We start from the raw sequence: 18099 nt of genomic DNA, 5'->3' as shown, positions 1-18099 counted from the left end.
GCCGAGGTGTCGGCGGCCCGGGATTGTCCCTGTCGGACGGTACGTCGGTCAGCGCTGCTGCTTCTCGCGTAGCTCGTCCATCGACGTCGGCCGGTCGCGCAGTGCGTCACGCAGCCGGTCGATCAGCCCGGTGCCGGGGGCGAGCAGCTTGTTCGCCGGCGGGCGGTCCGGCGCGCTCGGGTGGGGCCGGGTCGGCGCCACCTTCTTGAACGCCGTCACCTTCCCGGCCAGCTCGACCAGCTCCTCACGGGCCGTGGCCGCGCGCAGCCGGGGGAAGAGGTCGTTCTCCTCGTCCTGCACGTGGTGACGGATGGTGCTGGTCAGGTTGGCGAGCAGCTCGTCGAAGCGGGGGTCGGACGGGTCAACCGACTCCAGGTCCTTCATGGTCCGTTCGGCGTCGGCGTGTTCGTCGATCTCGTGGTCGGCGATCTGGTCGCCGTCGGGCAGCACCTTGCGAGCCGTCGGATAGACGTACGCCTCCTCGGCCACCGCGTGCCGCACCAGCTCGGCGATCAGCACGTCGGTGAGCTGCCGGCGGTACTCGGGCGTGCCCTGCCGCGTCTCCAGCTCGACGAAGAGGGTCTCGACCTCGCGGTGGTCGGCGATGAGGATGTCGACGACATCCTCATCGTCGGTGGTCTGTGGATTGCTCATCTGGGCCCCTTACCGGTTGCGGTCGGTGGGTGTGTGGCCCCTGGTACCCCGCAGCGGTCGGGCAAACCTACGGTCGCCGATGGATTTGACGGCGACCCGTTGTTCGCGTCGGGACGCTGTCGTACGCTTCGTCTCGGCCCGCCCTCACGGTCTCCTGTGAGGAGCAGTCATGCCCCTGAACCGCCTGCTGGCCCTCGGGCTCGGCGTGTGCACGGCGGTCGCGATGAGCGTCCCGCTGGCCGCGGCACCAGCCTCGGCCCATCCGTCCCACTCCGGTGGCGGCAGTCTGGTCCTTGTCGGCGGCGGGCTCGCCGACGACAACGCTGCCGTCTACGGCGACATCGTCCGGCTGGCCGGCGGCGTCGGCAAGGCCCGCATCGGCATCTTCACCGCGGCCGCTCCGGTGCCGGCAGAGGATCCGGACGCGGCCACCCCGGACTGCAACAACAGTGTCTGCAACGGCGACTACTACGCCACGCTGTTCCGGAGCTACGGCGTGGCCGACGCGCAGTGGATCCCGATCGACCTGGACCGGTCGGGCGCCGCCGAGGACCCGGCCGTGGTCCGGCAGATCGACTCGATGACCGGCTTCTTCTTCGGCGGCGGCGACCAGTACCGCTATGTCACCACGATGACCCGGGGGAAGGCCCAGCGGGACACGCCGGCCCTGGCGGCGGTGCGGCGCAAGCTCCGCGCCGGCGCGGTGGTCGCCGGCACGAGCGCGGGCGCGCAGATCATGGCCGGCCGCGACATGATCACCGGTGGCTCCACCGAGCCCGGTCTGCGCGACGGTGCCCGGCCCGGCTACTTCGAGGACGCCGGCGTGCTGGCGTACCTGCCCAAGGGTGGTTTCGGATTCTTCACCGACGGCCTGCTGGACACGCACTTCTCGCGGCGGGGCCGGGAGGCCCGGTCGATCCGGCTGGCGGCGGACACCCGGCACCAGCGGGTCTTCGGCCTGGACGAGGACACGGCACTGGAGGTGACCGGGGTCGGCACGCCGCGGCAGTCGCTGCGCGTCCTCGGCACGCGCGGCGTGAGCGTGCTCGACCTGCGCCGCGCCCGCGTCACCGAGTCGGCCGTGTGGGGCATCGAGGGGGTCCGGTGGAGCCGGCTCACCTCCGGTGACCGCTACCGGTCCGGCCGCTGGCAACCGGTGATTTCGCCGGGCAAGCAGCGGGTGACCCCGACCGCCGGCGCGTGCACCGTCCCGGCCTCGGACGACGTCTTCTACGACTACGCACTTGTCGGTCTCGCCGAGGGACTGGTCGACCAGGCCGGTTGTGCGTCGACGTCGGGCACGTCGTACGAGAAGGACCCGCAGTTCGCCGCCGAGGTGACCCGGGGCCGTGGCTTCGCCGGGTACCGGGTCGGCTCGGCGACGTCGTTCGTGGACGCGGTGATCGGCATCCGTCCGGTCTGACGATCGGCCCACCTGGCACGTTTCACCAGGAGCGGTATGACTCTGCGTCATAAATATGGCGGGGAGTCATACCGCTCGTCCCGGTGGTGCCGGCCGGGCCACGTCGCCGCGCGCTGCGACGAGATGTAACAGGGGTTACTTATTGAGCAACGAACGTGATGGATGTAACTTCTGTTTCATCGATTCGTGGCCCCTCGGAGGTGCCCATGTCCCCTTCCCGTAACCCCATCCGCAAGCGGCTCGCGGTGCTCGTCACCACGACCACCCTGCTGACCGTGGCACCGATCGGGGTGACCGCCGCGTACGCCCAGGTCACCCGGGTCCGGCAGGGCAGCTCGACGGACGTCAGCCGGGCCAGCTGGTCCGGCCCGGCGTACACCATGAACGGCTCGGGCGGCATCGTGGCCGCGACGATGAACCAGGCGATCGCCGCGATTCGCGGCGGCTCCGGCTCGATCGACGTGGCCGTCGTCGCCGGATCGGGCACCGGCACCCCGGAGTGTGACGTGATCACCGGGCTGAGCGGCGTCAACTCCTGCACCACGCTCACCCTCACCGCCGCCAGCGACGGCAACAACAGCCAGGTCAACACCGACATCCGCAACGCCGAGTTCGTCTACTTCGCCGGCGGCGACCAGTGTCGGTACGTGGCGTGGAAGGGCACCGCGCTGGAGGCGTCCGTCGAGTCGGTGGTGGCCAAGGGCGGCGGGGTCGGCGGCGGCAGCGCCGGGCACCACGTCAACAGCGACATCGTGTACGACGCCTGCGGCGGCAGCGCCACCTCGGCCATCGCCCTCGACGATCCGTACGACGCGTCGATGACGTTCACGACCGGGATGTTCCGCTGGCCGAACTACGCCGACACCATCAACGACTCGCACTTCGTCACCCGGGACCGGATGGGCCGGCTCATGGCGTTCGTGGCGCGGTCCATCAAGGATGGCCGGACCAGCGGTGGCAAGGCGTGGGGAGTGGGCGTCGAGGAGGGCGCCTCGCTCTTCATCGACCGCTTCGGCCTGGCCACCCTCAGCGGGCCGAGCGCGTACGTCGTGCTCGGCGACCACCAGCCGGAGGTGGCCAGCTCGGGCCAACCCCTGACCTACTCCAACTTCAAGATCTGGAAGCTGACCAGCGGTCAGAGCTACCACTTCGGCAACCGGCCGACCTGCGGCTACTACCTCAAGAGCGTCACCAGTGGCGTCCCCAGCGGCAGCCTCTACAGCGGTACGCCGGTCACCGACTGCTCCACGCCGCCGCCCACCGGCGGGTCCAGCTATGCCGAGGTCGAGGCTAACGACTCCCGCGCCGCGGCCAACGACGTGACCGGCCGCAGCTACCCGCTGACCATCACGGGGGACATGAAGAGCGGCACGGACCGGGACTACTTCACGGTCAGCCTCGCCAGCGGGCAGACGCTGTCCGTGAACTGCGCGGTGCCCACCGCGTACGACGCCGATCTCTACCTGCTCAGCTCCACCGGAAGCACGCTCACCAGGTCGGTCAACGACGGCGCCGGCACCGGCGAGTCGGCGTCCACCACCCGTACCGCGTCCGGCTCGGCGACCTACTACGTCGAGCTGGAGGCGTACTCGGGATCGGGCAGCGCCGACTACAGCTGCACCGTCACGAAGTCCTGATCACCGCTGCGGCGCGGGCGCGTTCGGCGCGTCCGCGCCGCCTCGGGCCACGGCTAGGCTCAGCGCGTGTCGACCTCCGATCACGCCGACCAGCCGGGCGCCCGGCCGGTGGCGTACCCCAGCGGTTCTGATCCCGACGGCGTTGAGCCGGCGGCCGTCGGGGTGGCCGCCCTCATCCGGCAGCGCCTCGGTGAGTGCAGCCCGGCCGAGCGGCGGGTGGCGCGGGCCCTGCTCGCCGCCTATCCGGCGGCCGGGCTCGGCACGGTGGCCGCCCTGGCCGAGCGCGCCGAGGTGAGCGCGCCGACCGTGCTGCGCTTCCTCAGCCGTCTCGGCTTCGGTGGCTACCCGGAGTTCCAGCGCGCGCTGCGCGACGAGCTGACCGAGCGCGAGGTCTCGCCGCTGACCGCGTACCGGGCGGCGGAACGAACGGGCGAACCGCCGGCGGGGGCGCTGTCCCGCGCGGCGGCGCGGCTGCCCGAGGCGGTCGCCCGCACGCTCGTCGAGCTGCCGCAGGGTGAGCTGGACGCGGCGGCCCGGCTCCTCGCCGACCAGCAGCTGCGGGTCACGGCGGCCGGCGGCCGGTTCTCCGGGCTGCTCGCCCACTATCTGGTGCTGCACCTCATGCAGGTACGCGGGGGGAGCCGGCTGCTCCCGGCCAGCCCGGTCGAGCGCACCGACATGCTTGTCGACGTGGGCCGGCGTGACCTGGTCGTGCTCTTCGACTTCCGGCGGTACGAGGAGCCGACGCTGGCACTGGCCCGCGAGGTGACCGGGCGCGGTGCCCGGGTGGTGCTGTTCACCGACCGGTGGCTGTCCCCGGTGGCCGGTCTGGCCGAGGTGGTGCTGCCCGGCCGGGTGGAGTCGCCCTCGCTGTACGACAGCTTCGTTCCGGCGCTGGCCCTGGTGGAGACGGTGGTGGCGGCGGTGATCGACCGGCTCGGGCCGGTCGCGGGCACCCGACTGAAGGCGATGGAACAGGCGCAGCAGGAGTTCCACATCGGCTGACCGCCGTTACAGAAAACTGTAACACCACAGAAATAGTAATGTGCGTTACAGTCCGGGTGCTGGTACGTCTGGCACCCGGAAGGACACCCCATGCGCATCCGTCAGCTCGCCCTGGCCACCACGGCCACGGCCCTTCTCGCCGTCACCGCCGGCTGCGGCGGCACCTCCTCCACCGCTGCCGGCTCCGGCGGCGAGGCCCCCACCGTCACGGTCACCGTCGAGGGCGTCGGCCCCATCAGCACCGACGCCAACCTCGCCAAGAAGGTCCCCGCCGACCTGCGCGGGCGGGGCACGGTCACGGTCGCCACCAACGCCCCCTACGAACCGTTCATCGACTTCAAGCAGGAGGGGCGGACCGACGAGTTCAAGGGTCTGGACTACGACCTCTTCCTCGCCGCCTCCGCCCGGCTGGGCATCAAGGCCACCTTCACCCAGCAGCCCTTCGACGGGCTGGTGCCCGGCCTCCAGGCCGGCAAGTACGACGCCATCGCCGGTGGCATCACCGACAAGAAGGAGCGCCAGCAGGTCGCCACCTTCGTCGACTACTCCGCCTCCGGCACCGGCTTCCTCGTCAAGACCGGCAACCCGCTCGGCGTCAAGACCGTCGCGGACCTCTGCGGGCGCAAGGTCGCCGTGCAGAAGGCCAGCAACCAGGCCAAGAACCTGGCCGCGTACTCCAAGGAGAGCTGCGCCGGCAGGGCTGTCGAGGTCAAGGAGTACCCGGAGAACCCGCAGGCCGTGCAGGCCCTGATCGCCGGCAACGTCGAGGTCGTCGCCGCCACCAAGGTCAACCTGGTGGACACCGCCGGCACGCTGGCCGGCAAGGCCGACCTGGTGGACGACCCGTCCGCCCCCAACGGCTGGCTGGCCAGCCCGAACGGCTTCGGCTTCCTCAAGAGCAAGAAGGACGTCGCCGAGGCGTACCGGGCCGCCGTGCAGTCACTGATCGACGACGGCACCTACGCCAAGATCCTCGGCCAGTGGAAGCAGACCCCGATCGCCGTCAAGCAGGCCACCATCGACCAGGCCATCGACTGACCCCGCGGTAGGCGACCCCCTGAACCGCGGTCGCCGGGCGCCCTTTCCACACCGTGAGGGCGGGTCCGAAAGGCGCCCGGCGACCGCCGCACCGCTTTCCGCAGGAGGCACTGCACATGAACGACACCGAGACCGTACGGGTGGTCCCCGTGCGGCACTACGGTCGGTGGCTGACCGCGCTGCTCGTGGTCGGACTGGCGGCCCTGTTCCTCCGGGCGCTGCTGGACAGCCCCAACCTCGAACCCGCCACCATCGGCGAGTACCTGTTCAAGGACTACATCCTCGACGGCGTGGTCACCACGCTCTGGCTGACCCTGCTGGCGATGGTGCTCGGCACCGTCGGCGGCGTCCTGCTGGCGGTCATGCGGCTGTCGCCCAACCCCGTGCTGAGGGCGGTCTCCTGGGGCTTCATCTGGGTCTTCCGGGGCACGCCGCTGCTCGTGCAGATCATCTTCTTCGGCTTCCTCGGCGCGCTCTTTCCCCGGCTGACGCTGAGCCTGCCGTTCACCGGCACCGTCCTGTTCGACCAGCCCACCAGCGTGGTGGTCACCGGCACGGTCGCCGCCGTCCTGGCCCTGTCGCTCAACGAGATGGCGTACGCCGCCGAGGTCATCCGGGGCGGCATCCTCGCCGTCGACGGCGGCCAGACCGAGGCCGCCGCGGCGCTCGGCATGAGCCCGGCGCTCACCCTGCGCCGGGTGGTGCTGCCCCAGGCGATGCGGGTGATCATCCCGCCGATGGGCAACGAGACGATCACCATGCTCAAGTCCACCGCCCTGGTCTCGATCATCGCCGGGCGGGACCTGATGACCGCCGTGCAGACCGTCTACCAGGGCAACTACAAGGTGATCCCGCTGCTGGTCGTCGCCGCGATCTGGTACCTGGCGCTGGTGAGTCTGCTCTCCGCCGGGCAGTGGGCGATCGAACGGCGATTCGGGCGCGGCTTTAGTCGAGGAGGAGTGCGATGACCGTCGCCGAACGGGTCCCCATGGTCCGGGCCGAGTCGGTCACCAAATGCTACGGCCCCATCGAGGTGCTCAGGGGCATCGACCTCGCTGTGGCGCCCGGCGAGGTGGCCTGCCTGCTCGGCCCCTCCGGCTCGGGCAAGTCGACGTTCCTGCGCTGCATCAACCACCTGGAACGGATCGACGGCGGCCAGCTCTGGGTCGACGGCGAGCTGGTCGGCTACCGGCGCAGCGGCGACAAGCTCTACGAGTTGAAGGCCCGCGAGGTGGCCCGACGTCGCCGGGACATCGGCATGGTGTTCCAGCGGTTCAACCTCTTCCCACACCTGACCGCCCTGGGCAACGTGATCGAGGCGCCGGTCCGGGTGCTCGGCACCGCCCGGGAGGCGGCCCGCGACGAAGCGCTGCGGCTGCTCGAACGGGTAGGGCTGGCGGAGAAGGCGAACGCCTACCCCGGGCAACTGTCCGGCGGGCAGCAGCAGCGGGTGGCGATCGCCCGCGCGCTGGCCATGCACCCGAAGTTGATGCTCTTCGACGAGCCCACCTCGGCGCTCGACCCGGAGCTGGTGGGTGACGTGTTGGACGTGATGAAGGGCCTCGCCGCCGAAGGGATGACGATGATCGTGGTGACCCACGAGATGGGCTTCGCCCGCGAGGTGGCCGACTCGGTGGCCTTCCTGGACGGCGGGGTGGTCGTCGAGGCCGGCCCACCGGCGGACGTGCTCGGCAACCCCCGGCACGAGCGCACCCGCGCCTTTCTCGACAAGGTGCTGTGATGGATCCGCTGCTCACCGCCGCCGGCGACCGGCTTACCGCGTACCACGAGCGGTTGGCCGAGCTGGTCGGCATCGACTCCGGTTCCGGACAGCTCGACGGACTGCGCGCGGCGGCCGATCTCGTGCAGACCTGGTGCCTGGCCGCCGGCCTGGCGGTGGAGCGGGAGCCTGTCGCCGACCCGGCCGGCACGCCGCTGGGCGACGTGCTGATCGCCCGCCGGCGCGGACGCGGCACCCGCCGCATCCTGCTCGCCGGCCACCTGGACACGGTGTTCCCGCCGGGCACGGCAGCCGCCCGTCCGTTCCGGGTTCAGGACGGGCGGGCGTACGGCCCCGGGGTGTGCGACGACAAGGGCGGTGTGCTCGCCGGCCTGGCCGCGATGGAGGTGCTGGCCCGGTTGGGGCTGGCCGAGTACGGGGAGCTGATCCTGGTCTGCACCCCCGACGAGGAGATCGGCTCGCCCGGCAGCCGGGCCCTGCTGCGCCGCCTCGGGTCGGAGGTCGACGTCGCGCTCTGCCTCGAGTGCGCCCGCGACAACGGCGACCTGGTCTCCGCCCGCAAGGGCGTGGCGGACCTGGAGGTCACCCTGCGGGGTCGCGCGGCGCACGCCGGTATCGAACCGGAACGCGGCGCCAACGCCCTGCTCGCCGCGGCTCGGTTGACCGTCGCGCTGGACGCGCTCAACGGCCGCTGGCCGGGTGTGACGGTGAACGTCGGGCACCTGCACGCCGGGAACCGGCCGAACGTGGTCGCCGATCAGGCCCGGATGCTCGTCGACCTGCGCGCCTGGCGCACCGGCGAGTACGAGGCGGCGCTGGCCGAGATCCGCCGGCTGGTGGCCGTGCCGACCGTCTCCGGAGTCCGGGCCGAGGTGGCCGTCCACGCGCCCACCCCACCCTGGGAGCCGAACCCTGTCGATCGTCGACTCACCGAACTGGCCGCGAAGGTGGGGGCGGGGCTGGGCGTACCGGTGTCCCACACCGCGACCGGCGGGTGCGCCGACGCGAACCTGCTGGCCGAGGCGGGCGCGGCGGTACTGGACGGACTCGGCCCGGTCGGCGGCGCGGACCACAGCCCGTCGGAGTGGCTGGACCTGGACTCCGTCGTACCCCGTACCGCCCTGCTGGCCGGCCTGATCGACCAGGTCAGCCGGGACGGCGGTGGCTGACGTACGGCTGGTGCCGGTGGGGCGGAGGGGCACGATTGGCCGGACGTCCCCGGGGTAACCGCCGCCATGGCCGACGACCGCCCACCAGCCGACCGGGACCGGTCACCGCTCGGCGAGGCCGCCGAGCGGAGCGGCCAGGCGGTCGAGCGGGTGCGACACCGCAGCGGGCAGGCCAGCCGGATCCGGGCCCGGCAGTGGGAGGTCACCCTGGTCATCTCGATCCAGGCTGGGCTGGCCGCCGCGCTCGCCGCCCTGATCGCCCAGCACTTCCTCGGCCCCGGAGCGCACGTCTTCGCCCCGGCTGCCGCCGTCGGTACGATCGCCACCGCCATCGGCCAGCGGGCCCGACGAACCTTCGAGCTGCTGTTCGGCGTCGGCCTGGGCATCGTCATCGGTGACGCGCTGCGCTTCATCGTCGGCTCCGGGCCGTGGCAGACCGGCGTGGTCGTCGCCCTGGCCGTCGCCAGCGCCCTCCTGGTGGCCGGTAAGGGCGGGCCGTTGGTCGGCCAGGCTGGCGGTACCGCCGTACTGATCGCCACGCTGGCCCCGATGCAACGTGGCCTGGAGCTGCCCCGGATCTTCGACGCGCTCGTCGGCGGCGCGGTCGGCCTCCTGGTGGTCGCGCTGCTCCTGCCCATCAACCCGATACGGGTGCTCGACCGCGCCGCCACGCCGATCTTCGCGGTCCTGCGCGAGCAACTCGCCGAGCTGGCGGAGGCGGTACGGCAGCGCGACGTCGACCGAACGCAGGGTGTTCTGGAGCGGCTTCGCGGCACCGAGGGCGACGTGGGGCGCCTGAACGACTCGCTGAGTGGGGCGGAGGAGGTGGTCACCATCGCGCCGGCACGCTGGCACCGCCGTCAACAGTTCCACCGGTACGCCCGCAGCGCGTCGCACCTGGAGCGGCTGCTGCTGGACAGCCACGCGCTGGCCCGCTGGTCGACGACCGCCCTGCAGTACGACGAGCCGATTCCGGCCGAGCTGCCGGACGCGATCGCCCGGCTGGGACAGGCGGTGGCGGAGATGCGGACGGAGTGCCGGGTCGGCGAGACCCCGCGGTGCACCCGGAAACTGGTCGAGGAGTGTGCCGAGCTGGCCGGACGGGCAGCCGCGACCGGGGTCAGGTCGTTCGGCGACGCCCTCGTCACCGGCCTGCGCACCGCGGCCAGCGACCTGCTCCGGGCGGCGGGGTGCGAGCCCGACGACGCCAACCGGATCGTGCGCAAGGCGGCCGGTGCCGGCGAGGCGGCCATCTCCCCGCCGACCCGACACCATCTGCACCGCGCCCGGCCGACTCGGGCCACCCGGGCACGTCGGCGAGCGCACCACGCCTCCCGCAGACGCGACGACAGGGCCGGCCTCTCCGCGAGGAAGAGACCGGCCCGGTGAACCGTCAGGGTCAGGAGGAGTAGCCGCGCTCGGCGATCCAGTTGGCGACCTTCGGCAGGCTCATCCAGTACTCGCCGAGCGCCGGGTCGGCCGGGTCGGCGACGCGGATGCTGTCCCCGCCGTCGCGGTAGCCGACGAGCGTCAGGTAGTGGCCGCCCTCGTACGAGTGCGGGTTGCCGTCGGTGTCCACGGTCGTGCCCTTGATGTTGGCCACCACCGGTCGGCCGGCGTCGATCGCGGCCAGGACGTCCCGGCGCAGCTGCTCGACCTGGTCGGGGCGGGCCACCGAGTCACGGATCTCGGTGGTCCGGTAGCGACCGCCGGTCAGCTCGTTGAGCACGCGGGTGGTGTCCAGGGCCGACGGTGTGCCCGCCTCGGTGGTGCCGAGCCGCTTGGCCACCTCGTCCTGGGACAGCGCCTTGCCCTGCGCGGAGAGCGCAATCCGGGTCGCGGCCGGGCCGCAGTAGAAGAAGTTCGGCTGGGCCTGGTAGTCGACGTCGAGAATGCGCTCCGCGCTCCGGCTGGTCTGGCTCGACGAGGGCGGGGCGCCCTGCGCGGGCGCTGCCTGCGCGGCGACCGCAGGGCCGAGGGCGCAACCGCCGGCGACCAGCAGGCCGACGACGGACAGGCCGCTCTTCTGCACGATCGGGTTCATGGTCGAGTCTCCGTTCGGGGGTAGCCGCCTCCGTGGCGGTCTCGGCCGTGCGTACCGGGGACGTAACGGCCCTGCTTCGGCCGACATTCCGTCGCCGGCTGCCGCCGGGGGCGTCGTGACCAGGTGCAACGGCTGTCGCCGGTGCGAGATTCCGGGAGACCACGTGCGGCCGTGGGAGGGCCCGAAGCGGGCATGGCGGCGTGAAGCGGACAGCGGGCCGGTGCGGCTCAGAGGCTCCCGAGCAGCCCGGTCACGGTGATCTCGATGACCACGCGCTCCGGATTCGGGCGCGGGGTCCGATACCGCTCGGCGTAGCGGCGCTCCGCCTCCGCGACGGCGGCTCGGTCCGACCGGAGCACCGCCCGGCCCTCGATCGTCAACCAGCGGCGGCCGTCCACATGGCAGACCGCCACCGGAGTGCCGTCGGCGCTGGCGGCGGCCACCTGGCGAGCCTTGCGGGACGTACCCGAGGTGATCACCCGGGCCAGCCCGGCCGCCGGATCGAGAGTGACCCCGACGGGCACCACGTGCGGGGTGCCGTCGGCGCGCAGGGTGGTCAGTGTCGCCAGGTGCCGTTCCGCGCAGAAGGCGGCCACCCGGTCGTCGCGGATGTCCAGCCGATGATCGCCCGCCACGTCCGTCCCCCGTCCTGTGCGCCAACCTCGATCATCGTACGGAGCGGGCGCGGTCCGGATCCGGCGGCGCGTCCGGCCGCCCGGGCAGGCGAAGGCCGGCAGCCCGGCGCTTGTGCACGAGCCGCGTGAGATAGATCAGCGCGCCGGCCAGAACACCCATGTCGTCCAGGTAGATCGGGTCCGGGAGGATGTCCACCGGAAAGATCGTGTAGATCAGCGCCCCGTAGAAGGCGATCTTGCCGCCCGCGCCGAGCCCGGTCAGCAGCCGCCTCGTGCGCACCACCCGTACCGCCAGCACCACCGCGCCGACCAGTGTGGCGATCGCCAGGATGCCGGCGATCACCACGAGGACCCACGCCTGTCGGGACATGCCGTCACGCTAACCCACCAGCGCCGGCCCGGCCCGGTTCGCCGGGTCGCGAAACCGGAACCGCCGGGCCACCGGGTCAGAACGCCGGGACCGCCGCCCGACCGCGGGCGACCACCGCGTTCTCCCGGGTCTGCTCGGTCGGCGGCCGGAGGACCTCGCTGAGCGGCAGCACCGACGCCGACTCCGCCACCCGCCGCCCGGTCGCCGCGTGGGCCTCCTCGCGAAGGCTACGAGCCGCCGCCACGGCCAGCTCCGCGGCCCGCCAGGCCGCCTGCTCCCGCTCCTGGGCCGCGACGTGCCGGGCGGCCAGATTGTCGCGGATCGCCCGCTGCAGCACGAGTTCCTGATCGACGGGGTGCAGCCGCGGGTCCCAGCCGTCGCGGTGCGCGAAGACGTCGCTGAGCTGCTCCACCGACAGCTCCCGCCGCCAGTACGCGTCCAGCGCGGCCCGGTGCAGGTAGCGCTCGCGGTCGGCGTACTCGGCGGGGGTCCGGGCGGTCTGCGGCAGCGGCATCGCGGCCGCTGCGCCGAGCCGTCGTACGCCGGCCTCGGCCGCCTCCAGCGCCTGCCAGGCGGCTTCGACGGTCTCCTGCGCGGCCACCCACTCCGCCCGTCGCCGCTGGGCGGTGGTGGTGGCGCGCTCGGCGGCCACCGCGACCTCCTGCGCGTAGCGGCTCTGCTCCCGCTCCTGGAGCGCCTGTTCGAGCTGGCTGGGCATGGCGGCGTTGCGGATCCGGGCGGCCGGGTCGAGGCGGAGCCGGCCGGGTCGCAGCAGGAGCGCGGCGACGGCGACCACCACCACCCCGAGCAGGCTCAGCCAGATGGCGGCGGCCCGGGGCACGTCGGGCAGGACGGCGGAGAGGACGGTCTGCATGATCAGCACCTCGCGGTCGAACGACGGTATCGACGGATGGGTCCTGACGGCACCGGGCCGGTCGCTCGACTGGTGTCGACGCGCCGGGCTCCGAGTGGTCGGGGTGAGCTGCGGATGGCCGCCCGAGGCTCGGGCCGATCCCCGCTGGGCGGGATCTCGCGAGCCGGATCGGGTCTGGCTGCGGGTAGCGCCGGTGGCGGCGACCCGGGCACCCGGACGCACGACCCGGAGCCAAGTCACGGGGAGCGTCGGGTGGCCTGACGGCCTGAGATCAGCTGGTGGGAGGGCCGCGTCGGGGCGGGGTACCGCGGCCGGGCTCAACGGCCGACGTGTGCTCCGCGCCCGCGAGGACCGGGCCGGTCGGCGCGGCGACGATGGCGTCGCTGCTCGGCCGGGGCGCGGCCGGCTGGCTCGTCCGCTCGGTGGCCGCGACGGCCTCCGGCTGAACGGCGTCCACCCGGCTGCTCACGGCGCTGGGCCGCAGCTGCGCCTGAGCGGACGGCGGGGTGGCGGCGAGCGCGCCGCCGAGGCCGACCGCGAGCACCAGCGCGGTGACCGCCAGCCGGGTCAGCTCCCGCAGTGACCACAGCACGGCCCACCGGGCTGGGCGGACCAGGGCTGCGGACGACACCCGACCAACCTATCGCCCGACCCGGCATGGCGCAGCACGACAGCGGGCGAATGGGAGTGACCGCCACCACCGTCACCACTGTGGACGGTGCTGACCCGCGGCCGCACCGTATCCGGGTGTGAGGGCCGAGGGCCGAGGGCCGGGGCCCGGGCCCCGGTGGCCGGTGGCCGAGGGCCGAGGGCCGAGGGCCGAACCACGGTGACCCCCGCCGCAGCAGGCGGCAGGGGTCACTCGGGTATCTCGTGCGGCGCCGGGTGCCGTCGGCGGGTCAGCCGGAGGTGCCGAGCACCGGCGGCGCGGCGTCCCCGCCGTCCTGCCACACCATCTCGTCCTCGGTCAGCCAGGTCAGCCGCTCGTCGGACTCGTCGTCCTCGGGGCGACCGTGCCCGCCGAGCACCCCCGGGCGGTTGGCGCCCCGGCCGTTGCCCGTCAGACCCTGGCGCCCACCCGCGGCCGACCGACCGGACTCACCGCGGCGGCCGTCGATGCTCCGCCCGACGCCACTGGCGGACCGGCTCTCGGCGGCGGCAGCGCCGCCGGTCGGCCGGGCCGCCGTGGTGGGCGTGCTGCTCGACCCGGCGAGCGCGGAGGTGCGCAGCACCCCACCGGCCGGCGCCCCGCCCGGTGCCCCGAAGAGCAGGCTCGGCCCGCCCGAGGCGCTGGCAGCCACGGTGGTGGTCGGCCCGGCCAGCCCGGCCGCCCCGCCGGTGAGCAGAGCCCCGCCGAGCAGCGGGTCCGCGCTGGCGAGGGAGGTGGTGCTGCCCTCGGGGTCGCTACCGGTGCCCTCCGGCCCGATGGCGACGACCGAGGTGCCACCGTCCTGGCCGGGGACGGAACCGCCCCCGCCGGCCGGCGGAGGTGCCACCCCGTCGGGCGTCGCGACTGTCGCGCCGCCGGTGTGCGCGGTCAGGCCGGTGGCGGTCGGAGCGGCCGACGGCGTCGTGGTGGCCGGGCCGCTGCGCGGCGTCGGCCGGTCCTGATTGGTCGTCTTCGGCGTCTCCGGGTGGGGGTGGGGCGGGTCGACCACCCGGTCGTAGGCGGAGAGGTCGTAGCCGGCGGCCAGCTCGGCAACCACGTTCACCATCCGCTGGTGGGCCTTCTCCTGCTCTTCCTTGTCCTGCTGGTGGCCCATGATGCCCCCGACCACGGCACCGGGCAGGCCGAAGGCGGCACCCTTGAGCGCGCCCGAGATGGCCTGGTCGTTGTCGTCGGTCTCTTCCGGGCTCTCGGCCTGCTTGTGCGCGGCGCGCAGCTGGCTAGCCATCATGGTGAGGCTCTGCTTGATGCCGGCCATGCCCTCGCCCAGCGCGTCGGAGTGATCGACGATCAGCGTCAGCCGGCGCTGGAACTCCCGACCCGCCGGGCCGGTCCAGGTGTTGCCGAGCTTCTCCAGGTCGCCGCTCAGCTCCCGGCCGAGGCCGTCCAGGATGCCCTTGAGGGCGGCCCACTGGGCGGCGATCCCCTCGATCTGCTCCGGCTTGCCGGCCATCACCGCGTCGTACAGCTCGCGGTGGCTCTTGCCCTGGTAGCGCTGGGTGTACTCAGACACTGCCGTCCCCCTTCGGCTGCAACGCCCGGTCGACACCGGTCAGCGCAGCCGTGATGTCGGTGGCGTTGGCCGCGTTACGCGCCTCGGCGGTGCGGTAGTTGGCCAGGATGGTGCTGGTCGCCTGCTGCGCCGCCTGCACCGCCTGCCGGAGCCGCTCGGCCTGATCCACGTACGACTGGTGGACCTCGCTGTAGCGGCGCGAATTCTGGGTGGCGTCGGTGAACGAACCCAACGCCGGTGGACTGCACTGCATCTCGGTGTTGAGCTTGCGCAGCACCGACTCGGCCTGACTCAGCCGCGACGCCAGGTGCTTGTGGAAGTCCTCAAGGGACAGCAGGTCCACTTCCGTACGCCCGGTCATGGCAAACATCCCCGTCGTTCTGGTTGACAACCGTCAGCGAACCCAGGTTAGTCCACTGCCGCGACCCGGGGCGACCCGTCCGAACGGCTCAGCCGTCGGCGCCGGTCGATGCCCCGGGCAGCCCACCGCCCGTGCCGCCGCTCGCCGGGGCGCTCGTGGCCGTAGTGGACGACGTGGGCTGCGGCACGGACGCGGACGCCGGCGCGTCACCGGGTGCGAACTGCACGAGCGCGTCCTCCCGGTCCAGGGTGGGCCCGGTCGGGATCAACGCGAGCAGCGAGCCGGGCACCGCCAGCGGGGTGACCCCTTCGTAGCCGAGCGCCCCCAGCGTCTCGGCGGAACCGAGCGGGTACCGGACACCCTGCGGGCTGATCAGGTAGACCGTCGCGCCAGCGGCACCGGACCCGCTGGTGCCGGCGCCGGGCGCGGCCTGGGCCAGTACGCCCTTGCCGCCGGGCAGCAGCACCGACTCGGCCGTGCGCACCGCGTCCCGGTTGGTCTGGCGCACCGGCACCGAGCCGGGCTCGTCCGCCGTCAACTCCGCCGGAGCCCGGTCGAAGACCTCCAGCGTGGTGGTCGGGGGACCACCGGCGCTGCCGGCCCGGTACGTCGCGCAGAGCAGCGTCTGCCCGGCCCGGGCCTGGTACAGGGTGGGCAGCGTCCGGGGCATTCCGTCCGCGTCCACCCGCTGCTCGGTCAACAGCCGACCGGCCTGGTCCGGCGTGATGTCGGTGATCTGACCGCCGCCACTGATGAGCAGCAGGGCGGTGATCTCACTGATCGAGACGAGACCCTCCCGCGCGAGCACGTAGTGCTGCCCCGCCGCCTGGAAGACCTGACCGATGGTGGCGGGCCGGCCGGCGACGCTCAGCCCGCTGCGGTCGCCCATTCCGGGCAGCGACGGCTTGCGCAGCGGCGGCCCGGCCGGCACGGCGTTGAGCAGCTGCTGCCCGACCGGCAGCGGTGCCGTGCCGGTCATCCGCAGCGCCGCGACCGCCTGGTCACCGCCGCGTACCTCGAGCCGGGAGTTGCCGGTGAGCAGGTGCCGCTGACCGTCGACGGTGACCAGGACCGCCCGGTCGCCGAGCGGCGCACCGCCGGGCAGCGCGCGGTCGATCACGACGCGGGTGGTGGAGTGGCGCGGGTCGGCCGCGTCGGGCACGTCGCAGACGGACCACGGCAGGCCGGTCAACGACTTGCGGTCCGGCAACGCGTCGGGCGCGCCGACGATGCCGACGGTGTGCCCCCGTGGACGGTCGCGCAGCGCCGCCTGCGACATGGTGCGCACCGTGGGGTCGGGCTCGTTGAGGATCAGCCGTGCGGAGGCGTAGTTGAGCGTCGGATGCAGCTGTCCCTCGGCGAACACGTACGTCGCGCCGGTCTCCCGCTCGATGACCAGGCTGTTCTCCTCCAGTGGCGCGGTGTTCCCGGTCAACTGGCCGTACGCGCCCACGCCGCCGAGCACCACCGCCGCGGCGATCACACTGCCGAAGACCGCCATGCCGAGCCGTCGCATCGGCAGGTTGGTCGTCTCCGGATCGCCCGACACGAGCGCGGAGACGATCCGACGGGTGACGAAGCGGTACGCCTGCACCTGATCGCGGCGGGTCCGCATGACTTACCTCCGGCGGGGTGGATCCGCGACGATGTCCTCGGGGTGCCGTCGCGGGCTTCCCTACGATAAGGGGCCGACGGCGGGTCCTCGGGGCCGCCGCCGGATCGGTGCCGGGCCGACCCGGCGCAGAGTCGTACCGTCCAGGAGGGACAGTCAGCGATGACGCAGGTTCAGGCGCCACCCGCGGATGCGGTCGCGAGGCCGTCCGACGTCCCGGTACGGGCCACCCCGGCGGCCGATCGGCCGGGTCGGGGTCGCATCGGTCCGGTGCTGGTCGGCCAGCTCGTCGTACTCGAGGTGTGTGCCCTCGCCGTCTGGGCCGCGACGGCCGGGCCGAGCTGGCTGCTCGCCACGGTCGCCGCCCTGGCGGTCGCTGTCGTGGTGGCCGCGTTCGCCCGCCGTGGCGGTCGCTGGTGGTTCGACGACCTGCTGCTGCGTCGCCGGCTCCGCCACCGCCGCGAACGGGCGGCGGCCGCGCTGGCCGGCGGGACCGCCGTGGACCCCCGGCTGGCCGCGCTCGCACCCGAGCTGGGCGTCATCGAGTTGACCGACCGGGGCACCCGGCTCGGCATCGGGCAGGACGAGCAGGGCTGGTTCGCCGCGGTCGCGCTGCAACCGGTCACCGGCGCCGCGGTCGGTTCGGTGGACGCGGCGACCGTGGACCGCGCGTTGCGGGTGCTCGCCGACTTCTCGGCCCCGGTGTCCAGGGCCCAGGTGGTCGCGCACACCCTGGTCTGGTATCCGGCCCCCGGTGCGCCGCCGGCGGCGCACCGGACCGTCTGGGTGGCGCTGCGGCTCACGGTCCACGACGCGCGGGTCGAGACGGTGAGCCGGGGCGGCGGGCTGCCCGGCGTCCACCGGACGCTGGCCGCCGGAATCGGCCGGTTGGGCAAGGCGCTGACGGCAGCCGGGTTGGCCCACCGGCCGCTGGGTCGCGACGAGCTGCGCGCCGCCGTGGTGTCGGCCGCCGGGCTGGACCTGGTGCCGGAGCCGCCGACGGAGAGCTGGCGGGGGCTGCGCGGCGGCGGCTGGACGCACCGCTGCCTGACCCTGCGGGGCCGCCCGGACGCGCCGCTGGGCCCGCTGGTGGACGCGATCACCGCCACGTCGGCCCCCTCGCACACGGTGGCCGCGGCGGTGTCGCCCGACGGGCGCATGGCGGCACCGCTGCTCCGGGTCGCGGCCATGGACAACCACGTCGAGGCGCTGGTCAAGGTCGTCCGGGACGTCGCGCACCGCGCCGGCACGCCCGCCCGGCCGATGGACGGGCAGCACGGCCCGGGCGTCTACGCCAGCGCGCCGTCAGCGGGGTTGCCGACGACCGGCGCCGCCCAGCGCTGACGCGACCGGCGC

At 73.4% G+C, this 18099-nt stretch carries 18 protein-coding genes; 9 read left to right on the top strand and 9 right to left on the bottom strand.

Going from position 1 to position 18099, the window contains the following annotated elements; translation table 11 throughout:
• Nucleotides 1–48: 48 nt before the first annotated feature.
• Nucleotides 49–654 carry a hemerythrin domain-containing protein gene (locus AB0J68_RS09535; protein ID WP_363937515.1) on the bottom strand — a complete coding sequence of 202 codons (606 nt, stop codon included), beginning with the start codon at nucleotides 652–654 and terminating at the stop codon, nucleotides 49–51.
• Nucleotides 655–823: 169 nt separating this feature from the next.
• Here AB0J68_RS09535 and AB0J68_RS09530 point away from each other — a divergent pair, with 169 nt between their 5' ends.
• From AB0J68_RS09530 to AB0J68_RS09495, 8 genes are all read left to right on the top strand, one after another.
• Nucleotides 824–2077: a cyanophycinase gene (locus tag AB0J68_RS09530; protein WP_363937512.1), complete on the top strand. Its 1254-nt coding sequence runs from the start codon at nucleotides 824–826 to the stop codon at nucleotides 2075–2077.
• 206 nt (nucleotides 2078–2283) lie between these two features.
• A complete protein-coding gene (locus tag AB0J68_RS09525; protein WP_354861896.1) occupies nucleotides 2284–3714 on the top strand; it encodes a pre-peptidase C-terminal domain-containing protein in 1431 nt (476 codons plus the stop codon).
• A gap of 66 nt (nucleotides 3715–3780) precedes the next feature.
• Nucleotides 3781–4719, top strand: a complete 939-nt coding sequence (locus tag AB0J68_RS09520) for a MurR/RpiR family transcriptional regulator (RefSeq protein WP_355066666.1) — start codon at nucleotides 3781–3783, stop codon at nucleotides 4717–4719.
• Nucleotides 4720–4809: 90 nt separating this feature from the next.
• Nucleotides 4810–5757 (top strand): transporter substrate-binding domain-containing protein, encoded by a 948-nt coding sequence (locus tag AB0J68_RS09515; protein ID WP_355066665.1) that lies wholly within the window; start codon nucleotides 4810–4812, stop codon nucleotides 5755–5757.
• 116 nt (nucleotides 5758–5873) lie between these two features.
• Entirely contained in the window at nucleotides 5874–6725 is an 852-nt protein-coding gene (locus tag AB0J68_RS09510) for an amino acid ABC transporter permease (protein WP_363937508.1), read from the top strand.
• Nucleotides 6722–7498, top strand: a complete 777-nt coding sequence (locus AB0J68_RS09505) for an amino acid ABC transporter ATP-binding protein (RefSeq protein WP_363937506.1) — start codon at nucleotides 6722–6724, stop codon at nucleotides 7496–7498. Before AB0J68_RS09510 ends, AB0J68_RS09505 begins: the two co-directional genes overlap by 4 nt.
• Nucleotides 7498–8667 carry a M20 family metallopeptidase gene (locus tag AB0J68_RS09500; RefSeq protein ID WP_363937504.1) on the top strand — a complete coding sequence of 390 codons (1170 nt, stop codon included), beginning with the start codon at nucleotides 7498–7500 and terminating at the stop codon, nucleotides 8665–8667. Before AB0J68_RS09505 ends, AB0J68_RS09500 begins: the two co-directional genes overlap by 1 nt.
• A 66-nt stretch (nucleotides 8668–8733) precedes the next feature.
• Nucleotides 8734–10056 (top strand): FUSC family protein, encoded by a 1323-nt coding sequence (locus AB0J68_RS09495; RefSeq protein ID WP_355134455.1) that lies wholly within the window; start codon nucleotides 8734–8736, stop codon nucleotides 10054–10056.
• Between the two features lie 10 nt (nucleotides 10057–10066).
• Here AB0J68_RS09495 and AB0J68_RS09490 read toward each other — a convergent pair whose 3' ends face one another.
• The 8 genes from AB0J68_RS09490 to eccB all read right to left on the bottom strand — a co-directional run bounded on the left by AB0J68_RS09490 (nucleotide 10067) and on the right by eccB (nucleotide 16746).
• Nucleotides 10067–10711: a C39 family peptidase gene (locus AB0J68_RS09490; protein WP_363937502.1), complete on the bottom strand. Its 645-nt coding sequence runs from the start codon at nucleotides 10709–10711 to the stop codon at nucleotides 10067–10069.
• 227 nt (nucleotides 10712–10938) lie between these two features.
• A complete protein-coding gene (locus tag AB0J68_RS09485) occupies nucleotides 10939–11346 on the bottom strand; it encodes a TIGR03618 family F420-dependent PPOX class oxidoreductase (RefSeq protein WP_363937499.1) in 408 nt (135 codons plus the stop codon).
• Between the two features lie 31 nt (nucleotides 11347–11377).
• Nucleotides 11378–11716, bottom strand: coding sequence for a YkvA family protein (locus tag AB0J68_RS09480; RefSeq protein ID WP_363937497.1), 339 nt, complete (start codon nucleotides 11714–11716; stop codon nucleotides 11378–11380).
• Between the two features lie 76 nt (nucleotides 11717–11792).
• A complete protein-coding gene (locus AB0J68_RS09475) occupies nucleotides 11793–12590 on the bottom strand; it encodes a hypothetical protein (protein ID WP_354861912.1) in 798 nt (265 codons plus the stop codon).
• Between the two features lie 271 nt (nucleotides 12591–12861).
• Nucleotides 12862–13221: a hypothetical protein gene (locus AB0J68_RS09470; RefSeq protein WP_354861914.1), complete on the bottom strand. Its 360-nt coding sequence runs from the start codon at nucleotides 13219–13221 to the stop codon at nucleotides 12862–12864.
• Between the two features lie 268 nt (nucleotides 13222–13489).
• Complete coding sequence (locus AB0J68_RS09465; protein ID WP_363937493.1) at nucleotides 13490–14770, bottom strand: hypothetical protein; 1281 nt, start codon at nucleotides 14768–14770, stop codon at nucleotides 13490–13492.
• Complete coding sequence (locus AB0J68_RS09460) at nucleotides 14763–15131, bottom strand: hypothetical protein (RefSeq protein WP_007454914.1); 369 nt, start codon at nucleotides 15129–15131, stop codon at nucleotides 14763–14765. The genes AB0J68_RS09465 and AB0J68_RS09460 overlap by 8 nt, the downstream gene beginning before the upstream one ends.
• A gap of 88 nt (nucleotides 15132–15219) precedes the next feature.
• Nucleotides 15220–16746, bottom strand: coding sequence for a type VII secretion protein EccB (eccB, locus tag AB0J68_RS09455; protein WP_354861917.1), 1527 nt, complete (start codon nucleotides 16744–16746; stop codon nucleotides 15220–15222).
• A 159-nt stretch (nucleotides 16747–16905) separates the two neighbouring features.
• Here eccB and AB0J68_RS09450 point away from each other — a divergent pair, with 159 nt between their 5' ends.
• Nucleotides 16906–18087: a type VII secretion protein EccE gene (locus AB0J68_RS09450; RefSeq protein WP_363937491.1), complete on the top strand. Its 1182-nt coding sequence runs from the start codon at nucleotides 16906–16908 to the stop codon at nucleotides 18085–18087.
• Nucleotides 18088–18099: the final 12 nt, after the last annotated feature.

It is taken from the genome of Micromonospora sp. NPDC049580 (genome assembly GCF_040675595.1).
Classification (GTDB): domain Bacteria; phylum Actinomycetota; class Actinomycetes; order Mycobacteriales; family Micromonosporaceae; genus Micromonospora.
The sequence above is the reverse complement of the archived record's forward strand: the minus strand, read 5'-3'. Positions and strand labels throughout refer to the sequence as shown.

Bases quoted from the DNA above. Each gene is read 5' to 3' on its own strand.
- AB0J68_RS09535 (WP_363937515.1), bottom strand. From the start codon at position 654: ATGAGCAATCCACAGACCACCGACGATGAGGATGTCGTCGACATCCTC.
- AB0J68_RS09475 (WP_354861912.1), bottom strand. From the start codon at position 12,590: ATGCAGACCGTCCTCTCCGCCGTCCTGCCCGACGTGCCCCGGGCCGCC.
- AB0J68_RS09495 (WP_355134455.1), top strand. From the start codon at position 8,734: ATGGCCGACGACCGCCCACCAGCCGACCGGGACCGGTCACCGCTCGGC.
- AB0J68_RS09460 (WP_007454914.1), bottom strand. From the start codon at position 15,131: ATGACCGGGCGTACGGAAGTGGACCTGCTGTCCCTTGAGGACTTCCAC.
- AB0J68_RS09450 (WP_363937491.1), top strand. From the start codon at position 16,906: ATGACGCAGGTTCAGGCGCCACCCGCGGATGCGGTCGCGAGGCCGTCC.
- AB0J68_RS09480 (WP_363937497.1), bottom strand. From the start codon at position 11,716: ATGTCCCGACAGGCGTGGGTCCTCGTGGTGATCGCCGGCATCCTGGCG.
- eccB (WP_354861917.1), bottom strand. From the start codon at position 16,746: ATGCGGACCCGCCGCGATCAGGTGCAGGCGTACCGCTTCGTCACCCGT.
- AB0J68_RS09505 (WP_363937506.1), top strand. From the start codon at position 6,722: ATGACCGTCGCCGAACGGGTCCCCATGGTCCGGGCCGAGTCGGTCACC.
- AB0J68_RS09530 (WP_363937512.1), top strand. From the start codon at position 824: ATGCCCCTGAACCGCCTGCTGGCCCTCGGGCTCGGCGTGTGCACGGCG.
- AB0J68_RS09510 (WP_363937508.1), top strand. From the start codon at position 5,874: ATGAACGACACCGAGACCGTACGGGTGGTCCCCGTGCGGCACTACGGT.
- AB0J68_RS09515 (WP_355066665.1), top strand. From the start codon at position 4,810: ATGCGCATCCGTCAGCTCGCCCTGGCCACCACGGCCACGGCCCTTCTC.
- AB0J68_RS09525 (WP_354861896.1), top strand. From the start codon at position 2,284: ATGTCCCCTTCCCGTAACCCCATCCGCAAGCGGCTCGCGGTGCTCGTC.
- AB0J68_RS09500 (WP_363937504.1), top strand. From the start codon at position 7,498: ATGGATCCGCTGCTCACCGCCGCCGGCGACCGGCTTACCGCGTACCAC.
- AB0J68_RS09490 (WP_363937502.1), bottom strand. From the start codon at position 10,711: ATGAACCCGATCGTGCAGAAGAGCGGCCTGTCCGTCGTCGGCCTGCTG.